Raw genomic sequence first — 24,863 nt, forward strand, 5'->3', positions numbered from 1 at the left:
TATATTCAGATTTATAGATTTATTATTAATGGATTGACACACGGGTCAATCTGTACTAAAAATTGATATTCTGAGGATTATTGTTGTCTTTTTGCCATTGGGTCGGGTAGTGGGTGATATAATAGCGGATACGTTCTAATGATTCTTCATCCCGGATGATGTGATCGTGGTAATTGCGTTGCCATAATTTACGATCAAATGGCGGGTACTGGCCATTTTTGACGCCTTTAATATATTTATTGGTCGTCATGGTTTTAAACCATTGAACAATTTTCGGAATAGACGCCTGCCGCGGTTCAAAATCCCGTTGGGGCGATGCCGGTTGGGATGGACCCGCGTGTCCATCCTGATTATGGCGGTCGTTTTTGTCAGGGCAGAGACGCGGGCCTGCTCCTACGGTTTTATCGGAATCGATAATTTCGACGATGGCGTGAAAATGGTTAGGCATGATCTGGTAAACATCTAACCGGACGTTGGGAAATTTTTCAGGGATTTTATTCCACCATTCATCTGTTAACAGGCCAGCGGTATTTAAAATCATTTTGCCATTTTCGACATTCCCGAACAGGCAGGCACGGTTTTGCAGGCACAGGGTCAGAAAATACAACCCCGGCGAGGCATAATCATAACCCTCCAGGCGGATGGAACGTCGGTTATGTTTTTTGGGGTCGTAGGTCATTGGTCAACCAATTATTGCTAATAGTAATATATATAATCCGAATTCGGGTATTTTTTATCCTTGGTTATCGTTTCTAACGGAGACAATATCTTGGTTTTTTATCGTTTTCTTCAGGGCTGATACGTGGATCGCCCCCTACGATTTTTGAATTCGTACCCAGTTGGGATAACCCCGGTTCCCGTTGGGGCGATCCCACGTGATCGCCCCGAATAGGACAATCCACTTTATCGGGTTGGCACGCAGGTCAACCCCTGCTATTTAATAATTTTTGCGATGTCAATTAAATGATAATCCTTTTCAATTTACCAATCGCCCCTCAAACGCTTTCTTTAAAATGCTTTGGCGTAAGGACTCTGCTTTTACTAATTCTTGTTCAATTGTGGTAGCTACTTGTTGGATAATTGAAACTTTTGATTCAATTTCATCAATTAGTTTTTCTTGTTCTTTTGGAGAACATACCGGTATAGGATAATCCTTTATTGCCTGCGTTTTAATACTTTCAACCGTTGTCCCATCTTTAGAGCATTCTCTTCTAATTTTGAAATCATTCGCTTTGCAATACCAGTAGATATATTCTGGTGACATATCTACAACAGGGGTAAGGGCTTTTAAATCCTGATTAATAGTCAAATCATTTTTTGCAATAGCTACCGGCAATGTTCTTCTCAGAATTCCACTTCGTGTAACAAAAAGGACAGATCCTTTATCTACCATTCTTGCAGACGAACTTTCAGACAATGCCTTTTCTGTCATCAGGTCTTGGGTTGTAGCAATATCTTTTCGCTTCATATCTTTGGGAGATACCCAGGGTATTGATCCATCTTCCCAATATTCAGCATTACTTCTTCTTGGAGTGCCACCTCCATTCCATTCACCGATTTCTTGTGTTCTCAACCATAACCAAGAAGAAGGAATGTTATCCAAATTTTCTAATTCATTCTTTTTTATTGCTTTGAAAGCGGGCATTTTCCTCGGCTTGCGGGGCTTCCGTCTCGGCTCTCCCTGTTCTTGCCACTCCTCAACTTCCTGCTCCCATTCCTTAAGCTGTTGCTCTCGGTAATTTTTATGCTCTTTTTTTATTTGTCGCTTCAGTTCTTCTGGAGTAGGCAAATTTTTTTGTTGCTCCCGCCATTCTTTTGTCAGCTTGCCTTCAAAAGCGGCTTTAAGGACGGACTGTTTATAGGTTTCAAGCTGTTTCCGGGCTTTTTTGAGGTTCTCAATGCCATTGTCGAGATCGGAGAAAAGTTCTTCTATTTTTTCAACTATGCGATGTTGTATGAAGGGAGGGGGGAGTAATACATCAATCTTTTTCATTGATGTTTGTGTAAGCTTTAGTCTGGTTGTGCCCGAGACATAATCTCTATAGTCAATGTAGTTTAAATAGTAGCAAAGGTACTTATTAGAATCATAAGCTTTCAAAATATGAGCATGATTATTTACCCATATTTTACCTTTTACTATATATGCCGTGTTCTTAAGTGAATCTAAAAAGGGTGCACCATCTTCTCCAAGGAGAACATACTCACCATCATATATATAATCATCAATCCATCCAACTTGACCTGTAGCTCCATAATACGGATATAGTTCTTCTTCTGATTTTCCTTTTATCCTTTCATTTCGTTCGGTTGAATTAATTGGAATTCTATCGCTATCTAATATTTCACAAGCATCTTCTAGTTTTACAGTTTTCCAATCTTTTGAATCAACGATCTTATGCTCAGTAAGTTCCATTAGTATAAGGCTATATATTTCTAAATTTTTCTAATACAGATGCTGGCATCGTTGGGGCAGCATCATCTTTTAATAGACCCGTCTCAGCGCGACTAAACAGAGCTTGAAGAATCAAATGCCGATCCTCTTCTTCCACATTAGAATCTTTCTTAAGAGCAAGATAAATATGGGTGAGTTGTTCACGCTCTTCCGCATCCCGTGCCAAGTGATAAGAACTGAAAGTTAGTTTGGAAAATGTTCTCACACCATAGGCAAGAAAGGAAATAAATGTTACAAAAAGTAAGGTCCATTTAATAGCTTCTGGATCACCCTTGAATAATGAAGCAGTCATGCTATCTGGTACCAACCACAAAAGTAAAAATATTGAACTGGCTGCTAAAATTATAGATCCACCAAACCATCTCATCCACCACTCACCATTTTGTTTCATATCAGATGCTCTTTCCTGCCAATATTCAACAGGGCCAGCAAACCGTAATCTTTCTCTATAAACCTCTCGAAGATTCTGTGCATCTTCCTTAGCATTTTCGAAAAAAGAAATAAAATCTTGTTTTGATTGTCCAAACCATTTTTCAAATGATTCTTCTTTTGCTTTTTCTAATTCATCTATAGCCTGAACATATTCGTCATAATTAGCTTTTGTCTTTTTAATCGTATCCTGTAAATCTTTCTCAGCTTGCTGTAGATAATCCTCATATTTACTTCTTATATGACCAAGACTAATTTTTTCGTTGTCCCTTCTCTGCTGGATTTCAGTGTGATCTTGCAACCGAAATTCATATCCCAAGATGTATCCCTTTAATTTAGACGGAGAGGCATTTCTTAGGTCAATATTTTGATTATCGGGTGTAACAATAAATTCATGGAGCCCACCAAAAGCTTCTGGATAGTCATTATAAATCTCAATTAAATAGCTGGTTTCAGGAGCTTCTGCTAAAAAAATCGGCGTTCCACCATTCATTGTCTTTCGACGCTTTAATTGATTACTAAGGTTTCGCCAATTGTTTTGGAGGGCATTACCATTAACGTTGAGGTTTTGCTCAACAAAATTAGCAATTCTATCCCGCAGATTTGAAAAGTGGTTTTTGGAGTTTTTCAGTGTCCCTGGTATTTCATTATTGACTTTTTCCCAAGCCTGCGCCTGCTGTCGGAAAAACCGATAAATATCATTAATGCCTTCAAATTGCTTTTGAAAGTCAAGATGAGGACAATTAACTGTAATATTTAAGCTCTTGAAGTGCTCGTAGTTGTCTGAGCCAGATATTTTTTCTCTTAAGGCTTTATAGGTCATTATAACAGTTTCTAATTATACATATGTAACAGCAAAAATATTGATAATATTGACAACTCTTGTCACCCCTTTACTTAATGATTCCCAGTAACTCCCGAAACGCATAAACTTTATTCCGCTTATTTCCCGTTATTTCATAAATAATCTCTTGGGTCTCAAATTTGTCCACAAGGTTATAGACCGTTTGTCGGCTCGGCTGATCCAGTTGCTTTAAAATTTCTTTAGAGGAAATAATGGGTTTTTCAAATAGCAGGTCCAACAATAGCTGAGAATATTGGGAATTAAGATCCACCAGTTCTTCTTTTAAACGTCCATATAGCCGGTACATTTTTACAACTTTGTCCTGCATCTGTTCAGATGTTTCTTTAACGCCATAAAGAAAAAAGCTGATCCAGCTGTCCCAATCCCGGTCGCGATCCACGCCCCGCAGAGCATCGTAATAGTGTTTCCTGTTTTGTTCAAAAAAGTCACTGATATACAGATAAGGATAGGGTATGACATCCTTGGCATATAGCAATATGGGAATAAGTAATCTTCCGATACGGCCGTTACCGTCCATAAATGGGTGGATGGCTTCGAACTGGTAATGGGCAATTCCGGCCTGAATTAAAGGATCCATCTCTTTATCATGAACAAACTCCACCCAGTTTTTCATAAGGTCTGTTATCTCATTAGGCTTTGGAGGTACATACTCTGCTTCTTCCGCTGAACTGTCGGGAGGTCCCAGGTGAACGGCCATCCTTCTAAAATTGCCCAGATCTTTTTCTTTGCCCCGCACAGAGGCCATGAGCGTAGCATGAAGATTACGGATCAGGTGTTCGCCCAGCGGCTTTTTCTCCAGAAACTCAATAGACTCCTGAATAGCTTTCCGGTAGTTGACCACCTCTCGAATGTCTGAATCTTCTTTTTTAGGCTCCTCCGCCTCATATTTTAATACTTCTTCAACGGTCGTTTGTGTGCCTTCAATTTTTGAACTGGCGACCGCTTCTTTGGTCAACAGAGGGGCGATGATCAGGCTTGGATTAATAACATCCCGCGTTATACGCCCTTTTATTTCACCCAATGCGTGATGAGCAGAGGTTAATGACTTAAGATCAGGCGTTATATCCTCCGAAGGAGGTAAGTGCTCCAGTTTATGATGCTTTATATCCACCTTATTCTAATGAATTAGATTATAGATTTTACTAATCTAATATATGGCGTTTTATTAGATTAAGAAATTTTTTAGTCTAACAGACTTGATTAAGCGATCAATTGTCAGAACTGTGATGATTGGGATAAAATATGATGTGCATGATCATTTACGATCCTGTATACCTCAATTATCACGGTAATCACAGTTCAAAACTTTTGGCCTATCATCATGTCGGTTCAAATTTCTTATTCTCCAACCGATGAAACTGCAGCCGGGTGTTGCCAAAATTAATCAACAATCCGATTTCAAGATTATACGCCTCCAAATAATTAATCGCCTGTGCCAAATGTACCTTTTCTAATTCTACTACTGCTTTCAGCTCAACGCTGATCTTATCCTCCACCAGAAAATCAACCCGCCGTGTGCCAATCCGGAGATCTTTATAGATCACTGGCATCTTAAATTCTCGCTCGAAATTTAATTCCTTGTATCCGAGTTCATGAGCCAGTGCTCGCTGGTAAATAACTTCCTGGAACCCATTGCCCAGCGTATTGTGAACTTCCATCGCACAGCCGATAATAAGCTCGGTGATATCGGAATATTTATATTGCTTCGAACTCAATTTATTATCTTTCTTCATTTATCATTGTCAGAACTGTGATGCACAGGATGATTTTGATCTACATGATATCCTGGCTATCATATTATATCATCATGATCACAGTTCAGACCTACGCCACTAATTCCTCATTCATCTCTTCGATAATATCATCCATCTGATTGCCAAAAAGCTTATACATACGTCCTATGCCGCCTTTGGCATCAAATGGAGCAAACTCCAGATCATTTTTAGAAAAGTGCATGGAGGTAGCGATATGGTTTTTAATCATGCGTAGCCACTCCATCTGTTGGTCGTTGAACTTTAACGAGCCGGCCTGTTTATCGAATACCCAATCCTGGAAGTTCTTATCCACCGTGGCGTCAAAGGGGCGTAGTTCGCTGTCCAGTCCACAAACTTTACGCAGCAGTGCTACCAAAGCCGTGAGTTCTGACTGAGGATCTTTGCCCTGGTAATTCTCCAGTTGTGCATAGGCTTTCCATACGTGCAGGGGAGCCAGGTTAGGCTTATCCTGCCTGATCTTTGCTACCACCTCTTTGATCATTTGGTAGGTTACTTCTTTCAGGCGGTGCGGCTGGTCATAAAATATCTTGAAGGCGGTAATCTCATCCTTGTTTTCCCGGATGTAGGTCTTGAAGTTTTCCGCCACCGTTTCAGAAAGCTGTTTTTGTTCTTTATCCCAGCCAACATGCGTTACCTTATCCCGATTAGTCGTATCAATGATTTGAAACTTCTGTTTGCGAGCCTCCTGAATGTATTCGATTAGCTCTCCGGTAAAGGTAGAAGACGCCTTTTCTTTTAGCTGCTCATGTGCTTTTTCTTCATCCCCCTCGGTACCACCTTCAGCAGCAGACTTGTCGGCCAGCTCCTGGATTTTATCCGGGTTATGGGCATCCAACAGCTCATTCACGACCGTATTAATGGATTTGCCGGCTATTGCTTCAAAGGTTGACTTCTGTTCCGCATCCAACTCCTTATTCAGTCGAGCCAGACGATTAGCCGCGGAATCAAAATATTCCTCATCAGCACTACCCATCATAATGTGATGCAGCAGGTCTTTTGTTTTAACGGATTTATTTTGCTCCAGCGGACGGCTGTCCGTTTTCACGCTTTTGGTCACCCCAACGGCATCCACAATAACAAAATGAGTCTTATCCGTTTTGGCTGAAGGTGTTACCCGTTCCAGGTCCTCTTTTTGCAGTGTTCGGGTCCCGCGGCCTTTCATCTGCTCAAAATAGTTGCGGCTTTTTACATCCCGCATAAACAGCAGGCATTCGATCGGCTTTACATCTGTCCCAGTGGCAATCATGTCCACCGTCACCGCAATGCGCGGATAGTATTCATTGCGAAACTGCTGCAGTACCGACTTGGGGTCTTCTTCCGTCTTGTAAGTTACTTTTTTGCAGAAGTCATTGCCCTCACCGAACTCCTCACGTACGGTCTTGATGATATCATCACAATGGCTGTCGGTTTTGGCAAAGATGAGCGTTTTGGGTACCTTATCCCGATTGGGAAAGATTATGGGCAAGTTATCTTTAAAAGTTCGTATAATATTCCGGATCTGACTGGGATTGACAACATCCCGATCTAACTGCGAAGCTGAGTATTCCACATCTTCATCCAGTTGCTCCCAGCGCTTTTCGCGGGTTAGTTTTTCTCGCTTCTCTACATATTCTTTGGCCCTAATCTCTTTGCCGTTCTGGGTAATCTCCGTTTCAATGGTAAATACATCATAACCAACGTTCACGCCGTCAGCCACCGCCCGTTCATGAGAATATTCACTAACCACGTTTTCTTTAAAATAGCCGAAGGTTCGATTGTCCGGCGTAGCCGTTAAGCCTACTTGGAAGGCATCAAAATAGTCCAATACCTGTCGCCAAAGATTATAAATAGAGCGATGGCATTCATCAATGACGATAAAATCAAAAAATTCTATAGGCACCTCTTCATTATAGGCCACCGGAACCGGCTTATCCGGCTGAAATTGTTCATTAGGATTTTCCTGTTCAGACCATTCATTCAACTCTTCTCCTTTCAGAATAGAGTACATTCGCTGAATAGTACTAATGCACACCTTACTATCAGGCGCAATGTAACTGGAGCGAAGCAGCTGCACCGGGTAGAGCTCGGTAAACTTTCGGTTTTCACCTTTGGGCGTATACTTCATAAACTCCTGCTCAGCCTGCTCTCCCAGATTCGTCGTATCCACCAAGAATAGAATGCGTTTGGCATCGGCATACTTCAGGAGCCGATAAATAGAGGTAATGGCTGTAAATGTCTTTCCGGAACCTGTAGCCATCTGTATAAGGGCACGCGGCCGGCCTTCTTTAAAAGATTGCTCTAAATTCTGAATAGCAGTGACCTGACAGTCTCTTAATCCATCGGCATTCAACCCCGGCAACCCTTGAAGGCGTTCCCGAATCGTCCTTTCCTGATTTAACCATTTCTCCAGGGTCTCGGGCTTGTGGAATGAAAAGACTTCCCTGGACCGCGGCTTGGGATCGTTTAGATTTGTGAAACGTGTAATCTCACCGTTGCTTTCATAAATAAAAGGTAGTGATGTTTCTCCAACATATTGAAGGTCGCTGGATGAATAGCGGTTTGACTGTTCTTCAACCTGCAATAACCGGTGCCCCTCTTCGGCTCGTTTAGCTTCAATAACGGCGGCCGGCCTTTTGTTTATAAAAGAGATATAATCTGCAGGTCCGGTGTCTGTCTGATATTCACGTATAGCAAGGCCCTTCGACTCGTTGAAGTTGATGTCATCTTTGCCTTGAATATCCCATCCGGACTGATTGAGCCTTCGATCTATTTTCCTCCTTGCCTGCTGCTCAGGTGTAAGATTATCTGAACTCATTATGGGTTAGTTTATAGCCTTGATGATACTAAATACCAACGTTTTTACTTAATTTGCTGTAATGTAGTAAAAAGTTAGAGAATGGCAAGAAGTAAAGGGTACAAAGCCTAATATTCATTTATAGAATCTGGCTTAGAATGTTGTTTTCGTTTCGACAGAAGTATAGTACCTGAAAAGCACGCCAAGATGGGGCCTTAATAGTTGAGCACTTATATACAAGTCAAGGATATAGTAACCTCTGGTCAGGTTTCTGCTTCAAAATGATGATCAGTTATCCAAGTGAGTAAAGTTAAGTAAGAAGAAAGGAGTATTGCACCCTTATTTATGCCAAAAACGATAAATTGTTGGTAGGCAGTAATTTAGCGTTTATAAAGTGGGCCCGGAGGGATTTGAACCCCCGGCCAATCGATTATGAGTCGACTGCTCTAACCACTGAGCTACGGGCCCAAAGGATAAGTTTATGCAAGCCAGAACTAAAATTAGCACGGCTGCATCAATCGTTCAGTATCAATAAGAAATGGTACATCTTAGCAAAAAGCCGCTACTAAAATTGCGATTTTTACTGGTAATGCAAATCGAAACTACTGAACAAGTCAGTTAAAAAGTACCCGAGGCCGGACTCGAACCGGCACTGGCATTTAAATACCAATCGGATTTTAAGTCCGACGCGTCTACCAATTCCGCCACTCGGGCACATCACCTGTAACGCCTATAAAAATAAGCATTGCTAAAATGAGACGCTAAATATAATGGATTACAACCATTAACTACAACATTCTTTTCAGGTATTTGTTATCTGCATCCAAAGCAGAGGAGGGAGTCGTCAATTACCAAAGGGATCCAAAAAATTGCTAAACTTTCGTTATTATTATCTGTCGATATTATAAACAGTAGAATGAATAATGAATATTTGTTTAATTTCATTATCTTTCTATTTGATGCATAAAAGAAACAAAACGAAATTCAATAAAAGGAAAAGAGATGTATAGTAGCTTAAAAGGACGCCTTCAAAGTGAGTTAGAAGAATTGAAAAAAGAAGGACTCTATAAAGAAGAGCGCGTTATTACGACTCCTCAGGGGGCCGTGATCAATACAGAGAAAGGAGACGAAGTCATAAACTTTTGTTCGAATAACTATTTGGGACTTTCATCACATCCCAGGGTGCTAAAAGCCGCCAAAGAAACGGTCGATGAATATGGCTACGGCATGTCATCCGTACGGTTTATCTGTGGTACACAAACCATTCACAAAACGCTGGAGCAGAAATTAGCGGACTTCCTGGGTACCGACGATACCATTCTCTATGCCGCGGCTTTCGATGCCAATGGAGGCATTTTTGAACCGCTGCTGGGGCCGGAAGATGCCATTATCTCGGACCGACTCAATCATGCATCCATTATTGATGGCGTTCGCCTCTGTAAGGCGCAACGGTATGTGTACGCCCATAATGACATGGAGGCACTGGAAGAAAAGTTACAAGAAGCCGCTGATGCCGAAGTTAAGGTAATCGCCACCGACGGCGTCTTTTCGATGGATGGCACCATCGCTCAGCTGGATAAAATCTGTGACCTGGCGGACAAATATGATGCCTTGGTAATGTCAGACGAATGCCACGCCACAGGATTTATCGGGAAGACAGGCCGTGGAGTGCACGAGTATCGTGATGTGATAGGACGTGTTGACATCATCACCGGAACGCTTGGCAAAGCCCTTGGAGGGGCCTCCGGCGGATTTACGGCAGCCCGTCAGGAAATTGTGGATATACTGCGCCAGAAGTCGCGTCCCTATCTCTTTTCAAATACACTGGCTCCATCCATAACGGGAGCTTCTATCGAAGTACTAAATCTGTTGAATGAAACGACTGAGCTTCGGGATAAGCTGGAAGAAAATACCACCTATTTCCGCAAGGGCATGGCAGAGGCCGGCTTTGATATTAAAGAGGGAACGCATCCCATTGTGCCCATCATGCTGTATGACGCCCCCAAAGCCCAGGCATTTGCCGAGCGGCTGTTAGAGAAAGGTATTTACGTTATTGGATTCTATTATCCGGTGGTTCCGAAAGGCGAAGCCCGTATCCGGGTACAACTTTCGGCCGGACACGAAATAGAAGACCTGGATAAAGCCATCGAAGCATTTAAAGAAGTAAAAGAAGAAATTTAGACTTAGAACCCGGAGAACTACATTATGGCTAAGATATTAATAACCGGAGCCAGTGGACAGCTGGGCAGTGAATTGACGGCGCGGTTGCGCCAGATCCATGGGAAAAGTAAGGTCATCGCCTCCGACATCCGGAAGCCGGGGGGAGAGGCTGCTGATGGACCATTTGAGTCTGTTGATGTGCTGAATAAGGATCGGCTTGCACAAGTTGTTGAGGATCATGGAATCAGGCAGGTTTATCATTTGGCAGCGTTACTGTCTGCCAAGGCCGAACAAAATATAGAGCTGGGCTGGAAACTCAATATGGATGGGTTGTTGAATGTGCTAAATATAGCGAAGGAGCAGTCTCTGGATCGTATCTTCTGGCCCAGTTCCATTGCGGTTTTTGGTCCGGATGCACCCAAAGAGCAGACGCCTCAGAATACGGCGCTTAATCCGACTACGGTTTATGGTATTAGTAAGGTGGCTGGCGAACAGTGGTGTTCCTATTACCATCAGCAGTTTGGGGTGGATGTGCGTAGCGTCCGCTATCCCGGACTCATTGGCTACAAGTCATTGCCCGGGGGCGGCACCACGGACTATGCGGTGGATATTTATCATAAAGCCTTAAAAGGAGAACGATTTAGCTGTTTTTTAGGCCCGGAGAGCAAGCTCCCCATGATGTACATGGAAGATGCCGTGAACGCAACGGTGCAACTGATGGAAGCACCTGGAGATGCAATTGACATCCGTACAAGCTATAATTTGGCAGCGACCAGTTTCACTCCGGCTGAAATTGCTGAAGCTATTAAACAACATATACCGGACTTTACCATCGAGTACGAACCAGACTATCGCCAAAAGATTGCGAATTCCTGGCCCGATTCCATCGACGACAGTCCGGCCCGTGAACAGTGGGGGTGGGAACCTCAGTTTACACTGGAAAAGATGGTGGCCGATATGCTGGAGAACCTGGCCGCACAGTTGGATATAAACCCAGCCAGCGTCTAAGATATACAGAATCTTGGATGTAGAAATGGGAAAAATTGCTTTCTTTGCAACTATGTCTCTAAAAGGGATTGAAAAAAAGCAATAAAATTGCGTTTTATAATCATTTGGCATATATATGTTGAAAACACTAAAACGATTCTTAATAATAAACAGTCTGTAGATGAAATCAACAGTAGATAGAAGAGATAAAATTATACATAAGATTCAGAGTGAGGGATCGGTACGGGTTGATGAATTGAGCGAAGAATTTGACGTATCCACGGTAACCATTCGAAATGACTTGGACTTTTTCGAAGAAAAGGGATTGATCCATCGTACCTATGGTGGGGCATTGTTGCGCAATAACGTTTACAATGATCCCTCTTTGGAGGAGAAGCAAAAGATTAACGTTGATAAAAAGCGACGTATCGGGGAGTATGCAGCCGGACTGGTCAATGACGGGGACTCCATTATCCTTGATTCGGGAACCACAACCCGTGAAATTGCGCTTCGTCTGAAGGATAAAAAGAATATGGTGTTGATGACCAATGCCATTAATACAGCCGTCGAGCTGGCCGGGGTTTCCGAGATTCAGCTGATGCTGACGGGAGGTGTCTTGCGAGATAAATCCTACTCGCTTGTTGGTCCCGAAGCCGAACGGACCATGAAGAATTACTATTTTGATAAGCTCTTTTTAGGCGTCGACGGCATGGACTTCGAACATGGATTAACCACCTTTAATCCACAAGAGGCCCAACTTAACCGGTTGATGGTAGAGCGATCCAACCAGGTTATTGCGGTAACAGATTCATCAAAATTTGGCCGCCACAGCTTTTCATTTATTTGTGATCTATCGCCTATTGGTATGGTCATTACCGACGACGAGATCTCTCCAGAGTTTGAACAGGGACTCAAGAAAAGAGACATCGAAGTGGTGAAAGTTTAGTGTGGGATGTTTGTTATTAGTTATTGGTTGGTTTTATGAGCTATTAACCAATAACTAATAACCTCTAACTACTCACAAATTATATCTCTTCTCGGCATTGGTACGATAGATTTTCTCCAGGATTTCTTTTGGCAGTGCCAATCCTTTGAATGAGGAGTCAATTTGTGAAGACGTCATTTCTTTATCACTGCTAAAAAATTGCCAGTGTTCCGTCCACCGCCGCTCCAGTTCTTCATTAATGGACTCGGGTGATTGTTCGGGATCATCGATGATATCCGTCCCGTAAATAATCCGATCCTGGTAGGTCTCAAAAAAATCGATCACCTTCTGCCGATCCTGGGCCGCATGGAAGTAGAGGTGCGACTGCCGTTCGGCGAGGTCAACTGCCAAATTAGGATAACAGTCCAGTCGGTCAGCAACCTGATCGAGGTTCCATTCCAGGCTGGCCAGGTGTAGGCCTACGAACTGCAGGTTAGGATGACGGTCCAGGATACGATCGCGTGCTTCAATGTGGTCCCAGTAATCCGGGTATTCATCATGCTTGTACATGTGGTACTGAGGGTGAGCCGAAAAATACTCCCGGTCGCTGTTGACGGTCATCTTATCCACAGGAAGCCAACAGTTTTTGGGTTCGCCCTGGTGACCAAGGGTAGGAATTTGTTCTTCCTCCAGGAAGGAGAAAATAGGTTCCAGCTCAGGAGCATCCGGCATCAGAAAGGAGCCATTCGGTCGCTGGATTGACATTCCGATATTTTTCCAGAACTTAACACCACAGGCTCCTTCCGCAAGCCGTCTTTTGATATTGGCAATTGCTTTCTCAGCCCAATCCTCTTCAAACACCCCCTCCGTAGAGACCGTAGCCGCATGAGCGAGGTCGACTTCAGATTTCCGGTGATGATCATTGGCAAGCGTATGTTGCTTTTCAACCGAAGGAAATTCAGGTACTTCAGTATTAATGCTCAGTAGTGAAAAGCCAAACTGATCGGCGAGCTGAAGCACATTGGTTCGGTCCGCATTAAAGTGGATATGTGCATCAATTTTAGAAAAGGAGTCAATAGGTATCATAAAATTACGCTTGGTTGATCATCGCGATTTTATTTTCCAGCAGACTTTGAACGTGGTCGATGGCAGCCGGAAAGACCTTTCGGAGGTCAATTTCATCGGATTTGGGCAGTTCTTCGCGAAGGGTGTTCATGAAGCCATTCTTAACTTCCGTGGCGAGATTGATCTTTCGAATACCATTTCGGATGGCTTCTTGAATTTGGGCATCAGGGATACCGGAACCGCCGTGCAGCACCAGGGCGGCGGGGGTTGCCTGCTGGATACGGCTCAGAAGTTCAATATCCAGTTCGGGGTCTTGGTCATAAAATCCGTGCGCAGAGCCGATAGCTACGGCCAGGGCATTCACTCCGGTATCTTCTACAAAAGACTGGGCTTCATCGGGCTGGGTAAAGGCTACATCCTCTTTAGATTGTCCCAGCTTGGCGATGTAGCCCAGCTCGGCTTCAACATTAGCACCATAAGGTTTGGCCATTTCAACAACCTTGCGGCTGACTTCCCGATTTTCGTTAATAGGCTTTTCGCTGGCGTCAATCATCACTGAGTCATAGCCGGCATCGAGCGCTCGTTTGATAAGATCGACATCCTGGGCATGGTCCAGGTGAAGCCACGCCTCCACATCGTACTGGCTGATCGCCGCCCGTGCTAATTTAGCGGTCACTTCTAAACCCAGGTAGTTGATGGTACTTTTTGTGGACTGCAGGATAATGGGCACTTCTTGCGCTGATGCCGCTTTTAAAACCGCAGAGAGCGTTTCGAAATTATAAAAATTGACCGCCAGCAACGCATCATTCTGTTGATCAAGTTGCGAAAATTTTTCCTGTAAAGTCATCTTATTTTGTTATTGAAAGTTTGTTCTTGGCAATGTTATGCACTTCTTCTAAACTTTTGATGGCCGTGGTTCCTCCCGGAGCGGTAGTTGAAACGGCCCCGGTAATATTTCCAAATTTGATACACTCATCGATGGGTTTGCCCTGCAAAAATTGATAGATAACGCCCGAGTTAAAGCTGTCTCCGGCACCCACGGTATCAACAGGATCTTGGTTCAAGTATCCCGGCACTTGGGTTACTTCGTCCTTAGTAATACCGGTAGCGCCATTAATCCCTTGTTTTACGACAATAGTGCCATCAGTTAGGTGGGGCTGAAATGCAGCAATAGCTTCTTCGATATTGGAGCTGTCTGCTATATGTAGAAATTCATCTTCATTGGGCAGAAAAAAGTCTATTTGCGAAACCAGCTTTTTAAAATCGACGTCCCACTTTTCCTCTGGATCCCACTGCGGATCAATGGAAATGGTTAAGCCATTAGCTTTTGCCTGTTGGATAATTTCAAACAGATGCTCTTTAATGCCGGGCTGCAGAAAAAGAGAAGAAACATGAAGATGGCGCGCTTGTTGAAAAGCCTTCTTGGGAATATCAGCGATAGAGAAATGCTGCATGGCCCCTGGATAAGTAACCATCGCTCGGTCATCCGCATGACGAATGATAGCAGTAAGCCCTGTTTTATATTGCTCGGACATCGTTACCAGTGAGGTGTCGACTTCATATTCTTTCAGCTGAGTGATGACGGCGTCTCCAAAATCATCCTCGCCGACCATGCCGCAAAATCCGACGGAAAGCCCCAGTCTGGCACTGTTCCCGGCAAAGATAGCGGATGAGCTGCCGAGCGTAAGGTTCATGTCGCCCGCAATCTTTTCTTTTCCCAGCTCGGGGAATGAGGCAACCTCATTAAAGATGAGGTCCATATTGAGCTCTCCAATTACCAGCAGATCTATTTTAGCGTTCTTCTTATCCATCAAAGTTTGACTATGTTAAGCGTTACCTGCTCAAAAATTTGTTCTACCTCTTCTGCTTTAAGCATCCCAAGTTCCGGATGAATACAGTTGGCACTTCCACAGGCTGCAGCATATTTGGCCCATTGTCCTGGTTTATCGTATCGGAAGATGGCGAGGCTGAGTCCGGCAAGCAAGCAATCGCCCGAACCAATAGTACTGATAATTTCTTTCTCATCCAGGGTGTAAAACGCATGATAGATCTTGCCCTCATATGCAAGGTACAAACCATCGGCACCCGCCGTAACAGCTGCCAGGGTGCAGTATTTACTTAACCACCGGGCTATAGCAGCGGGCTTTTCTTTTCCTGAAAGCTCGTGTCCTTCATGGTGATTAAGGTGGATAGCATACGGATGTTTGGGCAGTGTATGTTCCAGAAGTGGGCCCGAAGCATCTACAAAGACCGGAATGTCTTTCTTTTGAGCTTTGCGCACAAGTTCGCTATAAATGTCATTTTTAAATCCTCTTGGGGTTGATCCACTTATAAGGATAGCCCTGATATCTTTATGCTGAAGACACTTGATGTAGTCTTCCCTGAAGGATGCAATATCATCAGTATGAACCTCCGGTCCACCACCTAAAAGTTCTGTTTCATTCCATGGGGAGTCCGAATCAACAGTGATGCAAAGGCGGGTCCAGGCTTCAACAGATGGACCTATAGTTGAAATACCTTGATTCTGGCATTCACTTTTCAGCCATTGGCCGGTCTGTCCGCCCCAAACACCAAGTGTACTTACATTTTCTCCTAACTCATTTATAGCCAATGCGGTATGGATCCCTTTTCCACCCGGGAAAAAGGATTCCTGTGTCGAGCGATTGGTTGTTCCTTGTTGTATCTGGTCAATAGACCAAAAAGAGTCCACCGATGGATTCGCACAGACTGTAAGAAACATAGCTGTTATTGGGCCAAAGGTTCGGAATTGTCATAGATCGTCACTCCTTCTACCACTCTTGAGATGGTTCCATCCGGAGAGGGGTTGTCGGGACTGTAACCCAAGAGCAGGCATTTATACAATCCGATGATTTGGGCGGGAAGGGTACAGAGTATAGCCCAGAAATCTTCCCTGATGTTGCCCTCTTGAGCCAGATTCAGGCAGAAATCTATTTGAGAATCCAAACAGTCGGATTCTGTGATAGCAAGGGTTGTCAGATCGACATCATGCTGGGCAACCTGTTCGATAAGGTCTTTTTCATAACGGTTGGTTGCCTCGTTATTGGAAAGTAAATAGACCAAAAGTGTTTCGTCATTAATAATAGCTTTGGGTCCATGCCGGAAGCCCAGGAATGAGTCAAACTTACCGACGACGTTGCCATTGGTCAGTTCCTGTACTTTTAAATGTGATTCTTTGGCAATGCCCCAGTTTGGCCCGCTGCCGAGAAAGATAATCCGGTTAAAATCTGTTTGGGCAGCTTCATAAAGCATGGTGGAAAATTCGTTGATCACCTCTTCTCCATATTCAGATAGCAGATCAACTTGCCGTGCAAGACTTGCGGTATTATCGGTAACAATTTTGGGTATTAAGGTAGCAGCCAAGGCCATGCTGGTGAAACTATTGGTCATGGCCAGGCTCTGATCTTCAGCCTCTGGGGGAAGCAAAAATACATGGGTATTATCCTTCGTTTCCATTTGAGCAAGAGCTCCGTCCGGGTTACAGGTAATAATAAGATGATACACTTCATCGCAGTATTGATTGGCTTTGTCCACAGCCGCCGTACTCTCTGGACTGTTACCCGAGCGAGCAAAAGAAATTAAAAGCAGGGGTTTTGAGGTAGCAATCCTACTTTTAAAATGAGTGACTAAATCAGTAGTAGGAATAGCATGAACGGGGCAGCCAAAGTCCTTAACCCATGCAGAGGAGACAGTGTCTCCGATGAAGGCTGAAGAACCGGCACCGGTTAGAGCTATATTTAACTCGGGATTGGCTCGAAGGGGATTCAGAAATGTTAATAACTCTCCGGCTTCATTTTGAAGCTTTTTCCAAACTTTTTTCCAGGTAGAAGGCTGTCGTTCAATCTCTGAAGATGTAAATAAGTCGATGTTCTTTTCTTTAGAATCGAAAGCGTTTAATAATAGGCTCATGATAAATACAGATGCAGATAGATTAATAAATAAATCATTCTTCTTCGACAATACCCCTTTGACCATGTATCGTACAATATAGTAACTTCCTCAAAGAAACGAAACGAAAGTTTTTTAATGATGTAGTAAAGGGAAATAAAGTTTAAGGTTGTATTTATGTAAATTTATTTTAATTTAGGAAAGGTAATGCAATAAAAAGGGTAAGGTATTGAAATCTATGATCGAGTTTGAAAAAATAAAAAAAAGGGTGGAGAAGTCTTCTTATTCCGAGGAAGAGTTGATAAGAAGAGTTCGCGAAGAAAACGATCGAGCAGCCTTTCAACAAATATTTAGTACCTATTACAAACGCTTGCATGGTTATGCCTATAGTTTCGTAAAGCAAAAGCAGGGAGCAGAGGATATTGTCCAAAGTATATTTCTGAATATTTGGGCTCAGAGGGAAGACTGGAATCCACCGGGTACGATAAAGCATTACCTGTTTTCGGCTGTACGGAATAAAGCATTGAATGTGATTCGGCATCAAAGGATTGTAAAAGAAAAAGAAGATGAAGTCACCCGGATATTTAAAGAGATTAAAACGGAGACTGTTTCAAAGAATAAACGTCAATTAGAAAAACTCCGAAGTGATATTCAGGAGGGAATCAACCAGCTACCTTCTAAACGGAAAGAGATTTTTTTATTGAATCGTCGAAGCGGTTTAACTTATTCTGAAATAGCTGAATTCTTAGATATTTCTGTTAATACAGTTGGTACACAAATGACGCGTGCCTTAAAATTTTTACGAAATCATCTCGCTGATTATCTGCCTCTTATAGTAATGGTTACGGAATTTTCGGTAGCATTGCTATATGTTTAAAATCCTTTCTGAGCTCAAAGGGAGTTGTACTCCCGGTTGTCTTGCCCTCAAGTTTACTCACAAATTATTATTAAAACTAACAGGAGTGTAACTCCCTCGGAGCCGTAGAATACCAGGTGCGCCAGTATGGTTAAAGGGTTGGGACGGGGTGGTATTTCAAAGCTCTCTTTTAACCACTCGACGCGGTTTCTTTAAAATAGCTATATACAGCAGTCCAAGAGAAGCTTATAACCCGCAGTTAAAAGTTTTTTGAAAAAATATTCTTTTTGTCACAGAGGTGCCATTCTCAAGTGTATTAGCTTATAGAAGATGTTTTTAAAGATTTAAGACACGGTAAGCAAATGAAACAGCAGATACCTTGGGAACAGTTGGTGAAATATTTTGCCGGAGAGTTAACCAGGGAAGAAAATCGCGAAATGGAATCCTGGATTAGCGCTAATCCTCAAAGAGAAGAGCAAGTAGGAAAGCTTTATGAGATTTGGCAGGAATCGGGGACGTTACCCTATCAGCTTGATGTTGATGAGGGCTGGGGAAAGCTGGAAAAGGGAATGAACGAATTGGAGAAGCAAGAGCAGAGGATTAAGCATCACCAAGAAGCCGATCGTAGGAATCAAAGAAAGTCATTTCAGCCCTATGATTATGGCAGGAAACCTCAAAGCCGCAGCCCCAAACGTTTTATAATAGCAGCAGCTGCAGTTATTCTGATGGCCGTTGGATTGTACGTTTATAACGGTAGTTATGAAAATAGCAAAAATACCCCTGTTGGAGTTCGTGAAATTGTTGCTAATCAGGGAGAGCGTGCTACATACATTCTGAATGATAGTTCTAAGATTGTCTTGCATGCCGGTAGTCGGATAGAGGTTCCTACAAACTTTAATATTGATAGTCGGGAGCTTTACCTGGAAGGGGAGGCTTATTTTGAGGTAACCGCTAATCCCGATAAGCCTTTTATCGTTCATTCCGAGGAGACCTATACAAAAGTTCTGGGAACAAAATTTTTGGTCCAGGCGTGGTCAGGAGTTCGTAAGAAATTAGAGGTCGTTGTTTCAGAAGGAAAGGTTGCACTGGGAACTGAAAAAAGGCCAACCGGGGAAGAGGCTATTGTTACACGTAATCAAAAGGGCGTGCTCTCGGGAGATCAAGAACCTGTCATTTATGACAATGTTGATCTGGACTGGTATTTGGGCTGGACACAAGGGCGTCTGATTTTTAATAATCGTCCACTTAGTGAGATTATTCCCAAGCTTGAGCGCTGGTATGATATAGATATTAAAACAGCAACCAGAGAGATTGCTTCCCAAAAATTAACGGCAGAAATAGACTATAGTCAATCCATGAGAGAGGTAGTACAAAATATTGCCTTATCGCTTGGTTTAAGCGTAGGCAAAGAAGGTGATACCATTACGTTCAGTTAAAGAGGGGAAACGGATAAATAATTAGTGGTCATAAAAGTTAAGTAGAACAAAAACAATAAATATAATGGATGATATGATAGTGATACAAAGGATGGGGTTCCAGTTTCGAATCCTCGGGTTGATAGGATTAGTATGTCTGTTGGGGGTTGCCCCCCCATTGCTTCATGGGCAGCAGGCAAAAGTCCATCTGCAACAGTCTATTGCTATGCATGATAAGATGCAGCAAAATGAAGCTGTTGCCAATGAGCTACAGCAGGTCATCGAAATTGATTTAACTGATGTAGGTATTGAACAGGCTTTGATGAATATAGCGAGGAAGGCGGATCTCAAATTGATGTACAGCAAGGCGCTTCTCCCATCCTCAAAGAAAGTGACATTACATGAGCAAGAGATCAGTCTTAATAATGCACTCTGGAAGATACTCGATGGAACGGGACTCCGTTTTGCACTGTCTCAAAATCGGCAGCTGATACTGATGAAAATGGAGGAGGCGACTAAGGTCGATGCTCTTCAGGAAACAATTACCGGCAGCGTAACTGACGCAGCGTCGGGAGAGACCTTGCCAGCTGTAAATGTCTCTGTTAAAGGAACTACCATCGGTACCTCAACAGATAATGAGGGACAGTATCAACTTGAAGTTCCTTCGCTGCAGGATACCCTTGTCTTCTCTTTTGTTGGTTATCAAACACGGGAGGAGCCTATTGCTGGAAGGACAGAGGTTGAGGTAGTAATAGAGCCGCAAGTACTCGAAGGAGAAGAACTTGTGGTTGTGGCCTATGGTGAGCAGAGGAAGGAAACGTTAACGGGATCAATAACCAGTGTGCAGACAGAAGAGCTTAAACAGTCTCCGGTTGCAAATTTGGGTAACAGTCTGGGAGGGCGTTTACCGGGATTGATCGTGCAGCAACGTGGCGGCCAGCCGGGAGAAGATGCGCCGACTATTAGGATTCGGGGAATCGGGACAATCAATAGCTCCAGTCCTCTGGTATTAGTGGATGGAGTGGAACGAGACTTTGACCAGATAGATCCAGCGGCTGTAGAGTCTATTTCTATCCTCAAAGATGCTTCTGCAACGGCCGTATATGGTGTTCGCGGGGCTAACGGGGTTGTTTTGGTGACAACAAAGCGTGGCTCTGAGGGTGCGCCTGTTATTGATTTTTCCTATAACTACTCGTTGCAGACGCCTACACAGCTTCCGGAATACGTGGGGTCATATGAGTATGCTATGCTGTATAATGAGGCACAGCTGAATGAAGGCACATCGGAAGAAGATTTGAGATTTTCCGAAGAACAGTTAGAAGCGTATAGAACCGGTAGCGACCCCTATCTGTATCCCGATACTGATTGGTATGGAGAGCTGTTGGATAAGACCGCTGCACAGACCAAAACTAATTTGAATATAAGTGGGGGGACCGATTTTGCGCGTTATTTTGTCTCGGGCAGTTATCTGTTTCAGCAGGGTTTATTTGATGCAGCCGAGCATGATAACTATTCGGCCAACGCTAACTTTAAGCGTTTTAACTTTCGATCAAATCTTGATTTTGATATTACGCCCGACTTTAAGGCTAAGTTAAACTTGTCAGGTCGAAAAGAAATACGTAACCAGCCCGGAGCCGGCGTAGATGGTGAAATTCTAGCCCAGGCTTCACGTATCCCTCCCAATGGGGGTACGCCTTATAACCCCAATGGAACGGTAAGGTCGCAGGCCTCGGGCGGTAACCCGGTTGCATTGGCTCGAGAAACGGGCTATAGCCAGGAAGATTTAAATACACTTGAGGTGACTGCTCGCTTAAATCATAAGCTTGATTTTATTACTCAGGGATTAGAGGCCCGGGCCATGATATCCTACGATAACATTTATCGTTATGCTGAAGGATGGAATCGGGATTATCAAACCGTAACCTTGTTAGGTAAGGATGAAGATACCGGAGAGTATATATATGATGAACCGGTGGGTAGAAATACCCCGCTTTCTTACTTTGGTACTCTGGGCGGACGGAACGATCGCAAGTACAGCGGCGAGGTGGCCCTCGAATATGCGCGGGACTTTGGTCCGCATTCAACATCAGGGTTAGCAATGTTCCGGGCCGACCGTCACTGGATTAATTCGGCTTGGCCCCGGTCTGAAATGGGGTTTGTAGGCCGTGTGACTTACGACTACAAGGACAAATATCTGGCAGAATTCAACCTTGGTTACAACGGGACTGATAACTTTGCTCCCGGCCGTCGTTTTGGTTTTTTTCCCGCTTTCTCAGCCGGCTGGGTCGTAAGTAACGAGTCTTGGTTTAATGCCGGTGACGGATGGATCACCTTTCTAAAAGTCCGAGGTTCCTACGGAATCGTTGGAAATGATGATATTGGCGGCCGCCGATGGCTCTATTTCTCTGATACCTATGGAGACCAGGGTGGATACTATTTCGGGGAAAACCCGCAGTGGGGCACCGGGCTTGGTCAGACCGAACTCGGAAACCCATTAGTAACCTGGGAGACCGCCGAAAAGACCAATATTGGTTTTGAAATAAATCTGTTTGAAGACTTTTTAGCGTTAGAAGCTGATCTGTTCCACGAATACCGCAATGATATTCTGATAACCCGGGATGATGTACCTTCTATTGTAGGACAGAGTAATCTCCCGCCTGGTAATATTGCAGAAATGGTCAATCGTGGTTATGAAATAGAGCTGGTTCACCGCAATGCGGTCGGCAATAACTTCCAATACTGGTTGAAAGGAAATTACTCCTTTGCCAGGAACGAGCGGAAAAATTTAGCTGACCCGGAACCCGCCTTCCCCTGGCTCTCAGCAGAGGGAACTCCAAGAGGACAACTGTTCGGTTTTGAAACGGCTGGCTTCTTTGACAGCCAGGAAGACATTGATAACTGGGCAGACCAGTCTACCTATGGAACCACGCTGCCCGGTGATATCAAGTATATCGATCAGAACGGGGATGGTGTCATCAACAGTGATGATCGTCTTCCTATCGGGTATCCTTTGTTCCCGGAAGTGCAATTCGGCTTCTCGCTTGGATTCGACTACAAAGGGCTTGATTTTAGCGCGCTCTTCCAGGGCGTAACCAACGGGAGTTCTTATTTTCAGAATGAAGCAGGGTGGGAGTTCTTTAATGGAGGTAAAGTAATGGAACATCACCTGGGGCGCTGGACGCCGGAAACCAAAGAGTCAGCTACCTATCCTCGAATCAGTACGTCTTCCAGCGGTTCAGCTAACAACTTCCAAGTTTCCGAATTTTGGATGAAAGATGCTTCTTATCTGCGTCTTAAAAATCTTGAAATCGGATATACGCTGCCGGTTGAATTACTGTCACGAGCAGGAGTTAAACAGCTGAGAGTTTATCTCAATGGTACTAATTTGTTGACATGGGATGATGTGGAATGGCAGGACCCGGAAATCAGAAATAATAGTGGTAGTAGAAATTTCCGCGGCTGGCAATATCCACTTCAGAAGGTATTCAACGTTGGTGTAAACATAAAGTTATAAGATTGTCTGTGAGTTTTAGGTCAGCTGAACGGTCTTATCTGAACGGTTAGCCGGCCAAGGATCAATCATAAATAGTTAATTGATAAGGTTTTAGTTATGAAAAAGATAAATCGATACGAAATCTTGGTACCGGTGCTGGCTCTGTTACTATTTACCGGTTTGCTGGGTTGCGAGAATTTTCTCGACCCGGAGCCGCGCCGAAACGTAGTGACCGAAGAAGAGGTATACAGTGATATACTACAGGCCGAGCGGGTACTCAGCAATATCTACTCAGGCATTCGCAGTGGGCTTAGTTCGGGTTCTTATCATTATTGTATGCTGGGATCTGTTACCGATGAGGGTATAAATGCTTATAATTGGGCGGGATCTTGGAGCATAAACAGTGGGGCTTGGAGTCCATCAAATACTTTTGATAGTGCCTGGAGTGGACATTATGCTTCGTTGCGGAAAATTCACCTATTTTTGCAGAATATTGAGCAGACGCCAGGTGACCAGGCGTTGATCAATCGGATGAAGGCGGAGGCTCGTTTTATGCGTGCTTATTATTACTTTGCACTCTTTAAACGGTATGGTGGTGTACCACTTATCACAAAGGTGATCAATGTGCAGGATGATCTGGATATCCCCCGTGCCAGTGCCGGGGAAGTCGTTGATTTTATTGCCGCAGAAGTAGATACCGTGTCTAACCGCCTGCCCGAACAATACGGGCCTTCCGACTTGGGACGAGCAACAAAAGGGGCAGCGTTAGCTCTGAAAGCCCGTACGCTGCTTTACTGGGCCAGTCCGCTGCACAACCCGTCGAATGAGACCGGAAGGTGGCAGGCAGCGGCCGATGCGGCCAAAGAGGTAATCGACCTGGGGATCTATGAGTTATACCCCGATTACCGGCAGCTTTTCCTGGAGCCTTTTAACCGGGAAATTATTTTTGCCAAGCCGGATTATGGGAATACTTTTTTCGGTACGATGAACTTAAACAACCGGCTGGGTTGGGGCGGGACCAACCCGCTGGTAAACCTGATTGAAGATTACGATATGGCCAACGGGAAGTCTATTGAGGATCCAACGTCCGGCTTTGACGAAGATAAGCCTATGGAGAACCGGGATCCGCGGCTATATCAAACGGTGGTTGTACCGGGAACAGAGTGGCAGGGTTATATCTATGAGCCTTGGGGCGTAGACGGGCGTGACTCTGAAGCAGGCGGTGGCGGTGATGGTACCCGTACCGGCTTTAACCTCAAAAAGTTTCTGTATGAGCCCGACCGTGAAAATTTGCAGCCCAATTCCAGGACCTGGCCCATCTTCCGTCTTGGAGAAATGTACCTGAATCATGCCGAGGCGCTGAACGAGGCTCAGGGACCTGTTTCCGAGGTTTGTGAAGCCTTAAATGAAGTGCGGGGAAGAGAAACTGTAGAACTCCCGCCTTTGAACTGTGGGGCTTATACCAAGGAAAAGATGCGAGAGCGTATTCATAAAGAACGGCGCATTGAGCTGGCCTTTGAAGAACATCGCTGGTTCGACGTGATGCGTTGGAAAAAGGGAGAAGAATTCGCCGGGGATATGTACGGCTATGATGTGACGCTGAATGAGGATAGTTCTATTACGTACGAAAAACAGGTGATTCAGACCAGACGGTATGACACACCTGAATTTTACCGGTACCCCATACCTCAGAGTGAAATGAATATAAATCCTGAATTAGAACAAAATCCGGGGTGGTAGCAATGAGGGATATATTAAGTCA

General features: G+C 44.0%; 18 protein-coding genes and 2 tRNA genes. 7 read left to right on the forward strand and 13 right to left on the reverse strand.

Annotation, left to right across the window (positions count from 1 at the left end; translation table 11 throughout):
* Positions 1–55: 55 nt before the first annotated feature.
* The 8 genes from J6I44_RS13865 to J6I44_RS13900 form a co-directional block, all read right to left on the reverse strand.
* A complete protein-coding gene (locus J6I44_RS13865) occupies positions 56–679 on the reverse strand; it encodes a transposase (protein WP_265766746.1) in 624 nt (207 codons plus the stop codon).
* A 297-nt stretch (positions 680–976) separates the two neighbouring features.
* Positions 977–2,413 (reverse strand): restriction endonuclease subunit S, encoded by a 1,437-nt coding sequence (locus J6I44_RS13870; RefSeq protein ID WP_265766747.1) that lies wholly within the window; start codon positions 2,411–2,413, stop codon positions 977–979.
* 10 nt (positions 2,414–2,423) lie between these two features.
* A complete protein-coding gene (locus tag J6I44_RS13875; RefSeq protein WP_265766748.1) occupies positions 2,424–3,704 on the reverse strand; it encodes a DUF6161 domain-containing protein in 1,281 nt (426 codons plus the stop codon).
* Positions 3,705–3,774: 70 nt separating this feature from the next.
* On the reverse strand, positions 3,775–4,857 hold the full coding sequence (locus tag J6I44_RS13880; protein ID WP_265766749.1) for a Fic family protein: 1,083 nt from the start codon (positions 4,855–4,857) through the stop codon (positions 3,775–3,777).
* 208 nt (positions 4,858–5,065) lie between these two features.
* Positions 5,066–5,479 (reverse strand): GxxExxY protein, encoded by a 414-nt coding sequence (locus J6I44_RS13885; RefSeq protein ID WP_265766750.1) that lies wholly within the window; start codon positions 5,477–5,479, stop codon positions 5,066–5,068.
* Positions 5,480–5,570: 91 nt separating this feature from the next.
* The gene (locus J6I44_RS13890; RefSeq protein ID WP_265766751.1) at positions 5,571–8,315 is read right to left on the reverse strand and encodes a type I restriction endonuclease subunit R; all 2,745 of its coding nucleotides are present in this window, start codon (positions 8,313–8,315) and stop codon (positions 5,571–5,573) included.
* A gap of 374 nt (positions 8,316–8,689) precedes the next feature.
* Positions 8,690–8,762, reverse strand: a tRNA-Ile gene (locus J6I44_RS13895).
* A 158-nt stretch (positions 8,763–8,920) separates the two neighbouring features.
* Positions 8,921–9,008: transfer RNA gene (locus J6I44_RS13900), tRNA-Leu, on the reverse strand.
* A 288-nt stretch (positions 9,009–9,296) separates the two neighbouring features.
* Here J6I44_RS13900 and kbl point away from each other — a divergent pair.
* From kbl to agaR, 3 genes are all read left to right on the forward strand, one after another.
* Complete coding sequence (kbl, locus tag J6I44_RS13905; RefSeq protein WP_265766752.1) at positions 9,297–10,475, forward strand: glycine C-acetyltransferase; 1,179 nt, start codon at positions 9,297–9,299, stop codon at positions 10,473–10,475.
* A 24-nt stretch (positions 10,476–10,499) separates the two neighbouring features.
* The gene (locus tag J6I44_RS13910) at positions 10,500–11,462 is read left to right on the forward strand and encodes an NAD-dependent epimerase/dehydratase family protein (protein WP_265766753.1); all 963 of its coding nucleotides are present in this window, start codon (positions 10,500–10,502) and stop codon (positions 11,460–11,462) included.
* Between the two features lie 160 nt (positions 11,463–11,622).
* Entirely contained in the window at positions 11,623–12,387 is a 765-nt protein-coding gene (gene agaR / locus J6I44_RS13915; protein WP_265766754.1) for a transcriptional repressor AgaR, read from the forward strand.
* A gap of 72 nt (positions 12,388–12,459) precedes the next feature.
* On the opposite strand, the gene J6I44_RS13920 is transcribed toward agaR, so the two are convergent.
* Genes J6I44_RS13920 through J6I44_RS13940 form a run of 5 tightly spaced genes read right to left on the reverse strand, consistent with a single transcriptional unit; the run spans position 12,460 to position 17,358 of the window.
* Positions 12,460–13,452, reverse strand: a complete 993-nt coding sequence (locus tag J6I44_RS13920) for an amidohydrolase family protein (RefSeq protein ID WP_265766755.1) — start codon at positions 13,450–13,452, stop codon at positions 12,460–12,462.
* Positions 13,453–13,456: 4 nt separating this feature from the next.
* A complete protein-coding gene (locus J6I44_RS13925) occupies positions 13,457–14,278 on the reverse strand; it encodes a class II fructose-bisphosphate aldolase (RefSeq protein ID WP_265766756.1) in 822 nt (273 codons plus the stop codon).
* 1 nt (position 14,279) lies between these two features.
* Positions 14,280–15,242 carry a carbohydrate kinase family protein gene (locus J6I44_RS13930; protein WP_265766757.1) on the reverse strand — a complete coding sequence of 321 codons (963 nt, stop codon included), beginning with the start codon at positions 15,240–15,242 and terminating at the stop codon, positions 14,280–14,282.
* Positions 15,242–16,171 (reverse strand): 1-phosphofructokinase family hexose kinase, encoded by a 930-nt coding sequence (locus J6I44_RS13935; RefSeq protein ID WP_265766758.1) that lies wholly within the window; start codon positions 16,169–16,171, stop codon positions 15,242–15,244. Before J6I44_RS13935 ends, J6I44_RS13930 begins: the two co-directional genes overlap by 1 nt.
* 5 nt (positions 16,172–16,176) lie before the next feature.
* On the reverse strand, positions 16,177–17,358 hold the full coding sequence (locus J6I44_RS13940; protein ID WP_265766759.1) for an SIS domain-containing protein: 1,182 nt from the start codon (positions 17,356–17,358) through the stop codon (positions 16,177–16,179).
* Positions 17,359–17,575: 217 nt separating this feature from the next.
* Here J6I44_RS13940 and J6I44_RS13945 point away from each other — a divergent pair, with 217 nt between their 5' ends.
* From J6I44_RS13945 to J6I44_RS13960, 4 genes are all read left to right on the forward strand, one after another.
* Positions 17,576–18,214 carry an RNA polymerase sigma-70 factor gene (locus J6I44_RS13945; protein ID WP_265766760.1) on the forward strand — a complete coding sequence of 213 codons (639 nt, stop codon included), beginning with the start codon at positions 17,576–17,578 and terminating at the stop codon, positions 18,212–18,214.
* Between the two features lie 341 nt (positions 18,215–18,555).
* Positions 18,556–19,629 (forward strand): FecR family protein, encoded by a 1,074-nt coding sequence (locus tag J6I44_RS13950; RefSeq protein ID WP_265766761.1) that lies wholly within the window; start codon positions 18,556–18,558, stop codon positions 19,627–19,629.
* 64 nt (positions 19,630–19,693) lie between these two features.
* A complete protein-coding gene (locus J6I44_RS13955; RefSeq protein ID WP_265766762.1) occupies positions 19,694–23,122 on the forward strand; it encodes a SusC/RagA family TonB-linked outer membrane protein in 3,429 nt (1,142 codons plus the stop codon).
* 96 nt (positions 23,123–23,218) lie between these two features.
* Positions 23,219–24,841 (forward strand): RagB/SusD family nutrient uptake outer membrane protein, encoded by a 1,623-nt coding sequence (locus J6I44_RS13960; RefSeq protein ID WP_265766763.1) that lies wholly within the window; start codon positions 23,219–23,221, stop codon positions 24,839–24,841.
* Positions 24,842–24,863: the final 22 nt, after the last annotated feature.

This window comes from Fodinibius salsisoli (assembly GCF_026229185.1).
GTDB lineage: Bacteria > Bacteroidota > Rhodothermia > Balneolales > Balneolaceae > Fodinibius > Fodinibius salsisoli.

What these genes read in the sequence shown, in the direction of transcription:
- J6I44_RS13955 (WP_265766762.1), top strand. Translation starts at nt 19,694, where the DNA reads ATGGATGATATGATAGTGATACAAAGGATGGGGTTCCAGTTTCGAATC.
- agaR (WP_265766754.1), top strand. Translation starts at nt 11,623, where the DNA reads ATGAAATCAACAGTAGATAGAAGAGATAAAATTATACATAAGATTCAG.
- J6I44_RS13885 (WP_265766750.1), bottom strand. Translation starts at nt 5,479, where the DNA reads ATGAAGAAAGATAATAAATTGAGTTCGAAGCAATATAAATATTCCGAT.
- J6I44_RS13945 (WP_265766760.1), top strand. Translation starts at nt 17,576, where the DNA reads ATGATCGAGTTTGAAAAAATAAAAAAAAGGGTGGAGAAGTCTTCTTAT.
- J6I44_RS13930 (WP_265766757.1), bottom strand. Translation starts at nt 15,242, where the DNA reads ATGGATAAGAAGAACGCTAAAATAGATCTGCTGGTAATTGGAGAGCTC.
- J6I44_RS13960 (WP_265766763.1), top strand. Translation starts at nt 23,219, where the DNA reads ATGAAAAAGATAAATCGATACGAAATCTTGGTACCGGTGCTGGCTCTG.
- J6I44_RS13865 (WP_265766746.1), bottom strand. Translation starts at nt 679, where the DNA reads ATGACCTACGACCCCAAAAAACATAACCGACGTTCCATCCGCCTGGAG.
- J6I44_RS13875 (WP_265766748.1), bottom strand. Translation starts at nt 3,704, where the DNA reads ATGACCTATAAAGCCTTAAGAGAAAAAATATCTGGCTCAGACAACTAC.
- J6I44_RS13910 (WP_265766753.1), top strand. Translation starts at nt 10,500, where the DNA reads ATGGCTAAGATATTAATAACCGGAGCCAGTGGACAGCTGGGCAGTGAA.
- J6I44_RS13920 (WP_265766755.1), bottom strand. Translation starts at nt 13,452, where the DNA reads ATGATACCTATTGACTCCTTTTCTAAAATTGATGCACATATCCACTTT.
- J6I44_RS13925 (WP_265766756.1), bottom strand. Translation starts at nt 14,278, where the DNA reads ATGACTTTACAGGAAAAATTTTCGCAACTTGATCAACAGAATGATGCG.
- J6I44_RS13890 (WP_265766751.1), bottom strand. Translation starts at nt 8,315, where the DNA reads ATGAGTTCAGATAATCTTACACCTGAGCAGCAGGCAAGGAGGAAAATA.
- J6I44_RS13870 (WP_265766747.1), bottom strand. Translation starts at nt 2,413, where the DNA reads ATGGAACTTACTGAGCATAAGATCGTTGATTCAAAAGATTGGAAAACT.
- kbl (WP_265766752.1), top strand. Translation starts at nt 9,297, where the DNA reads ATGTATAGTAGCTTAAAAGGACGCCTTCAAAGTGAGTTAGAAGAATTG.
- J6I44_RS13940 (WP_265766759.1), bottom strand. Translation starts at nt 17,358, where the DNA reads ATGAGCCTATTATTAAACGCTTTCGATTCTAAAGAAAAGAACATCGAC.
- J6I44_RS13950 (WP_265766761.1), top strand. Translation starts at nt 18,556, where the DNA reads ATGAAACAGCAGATACCTTGGGAACAGTTGGTGAAATATTTTGCCGGA.
- J6I44_RS13935 (WP_265766758.1), bottom strand. Translation starts at nt 16,171, where the DNA reads ATGTTTCTTACAGTCTGTGCGAATCCATCGGTGGACTCTTTTTGGTCT.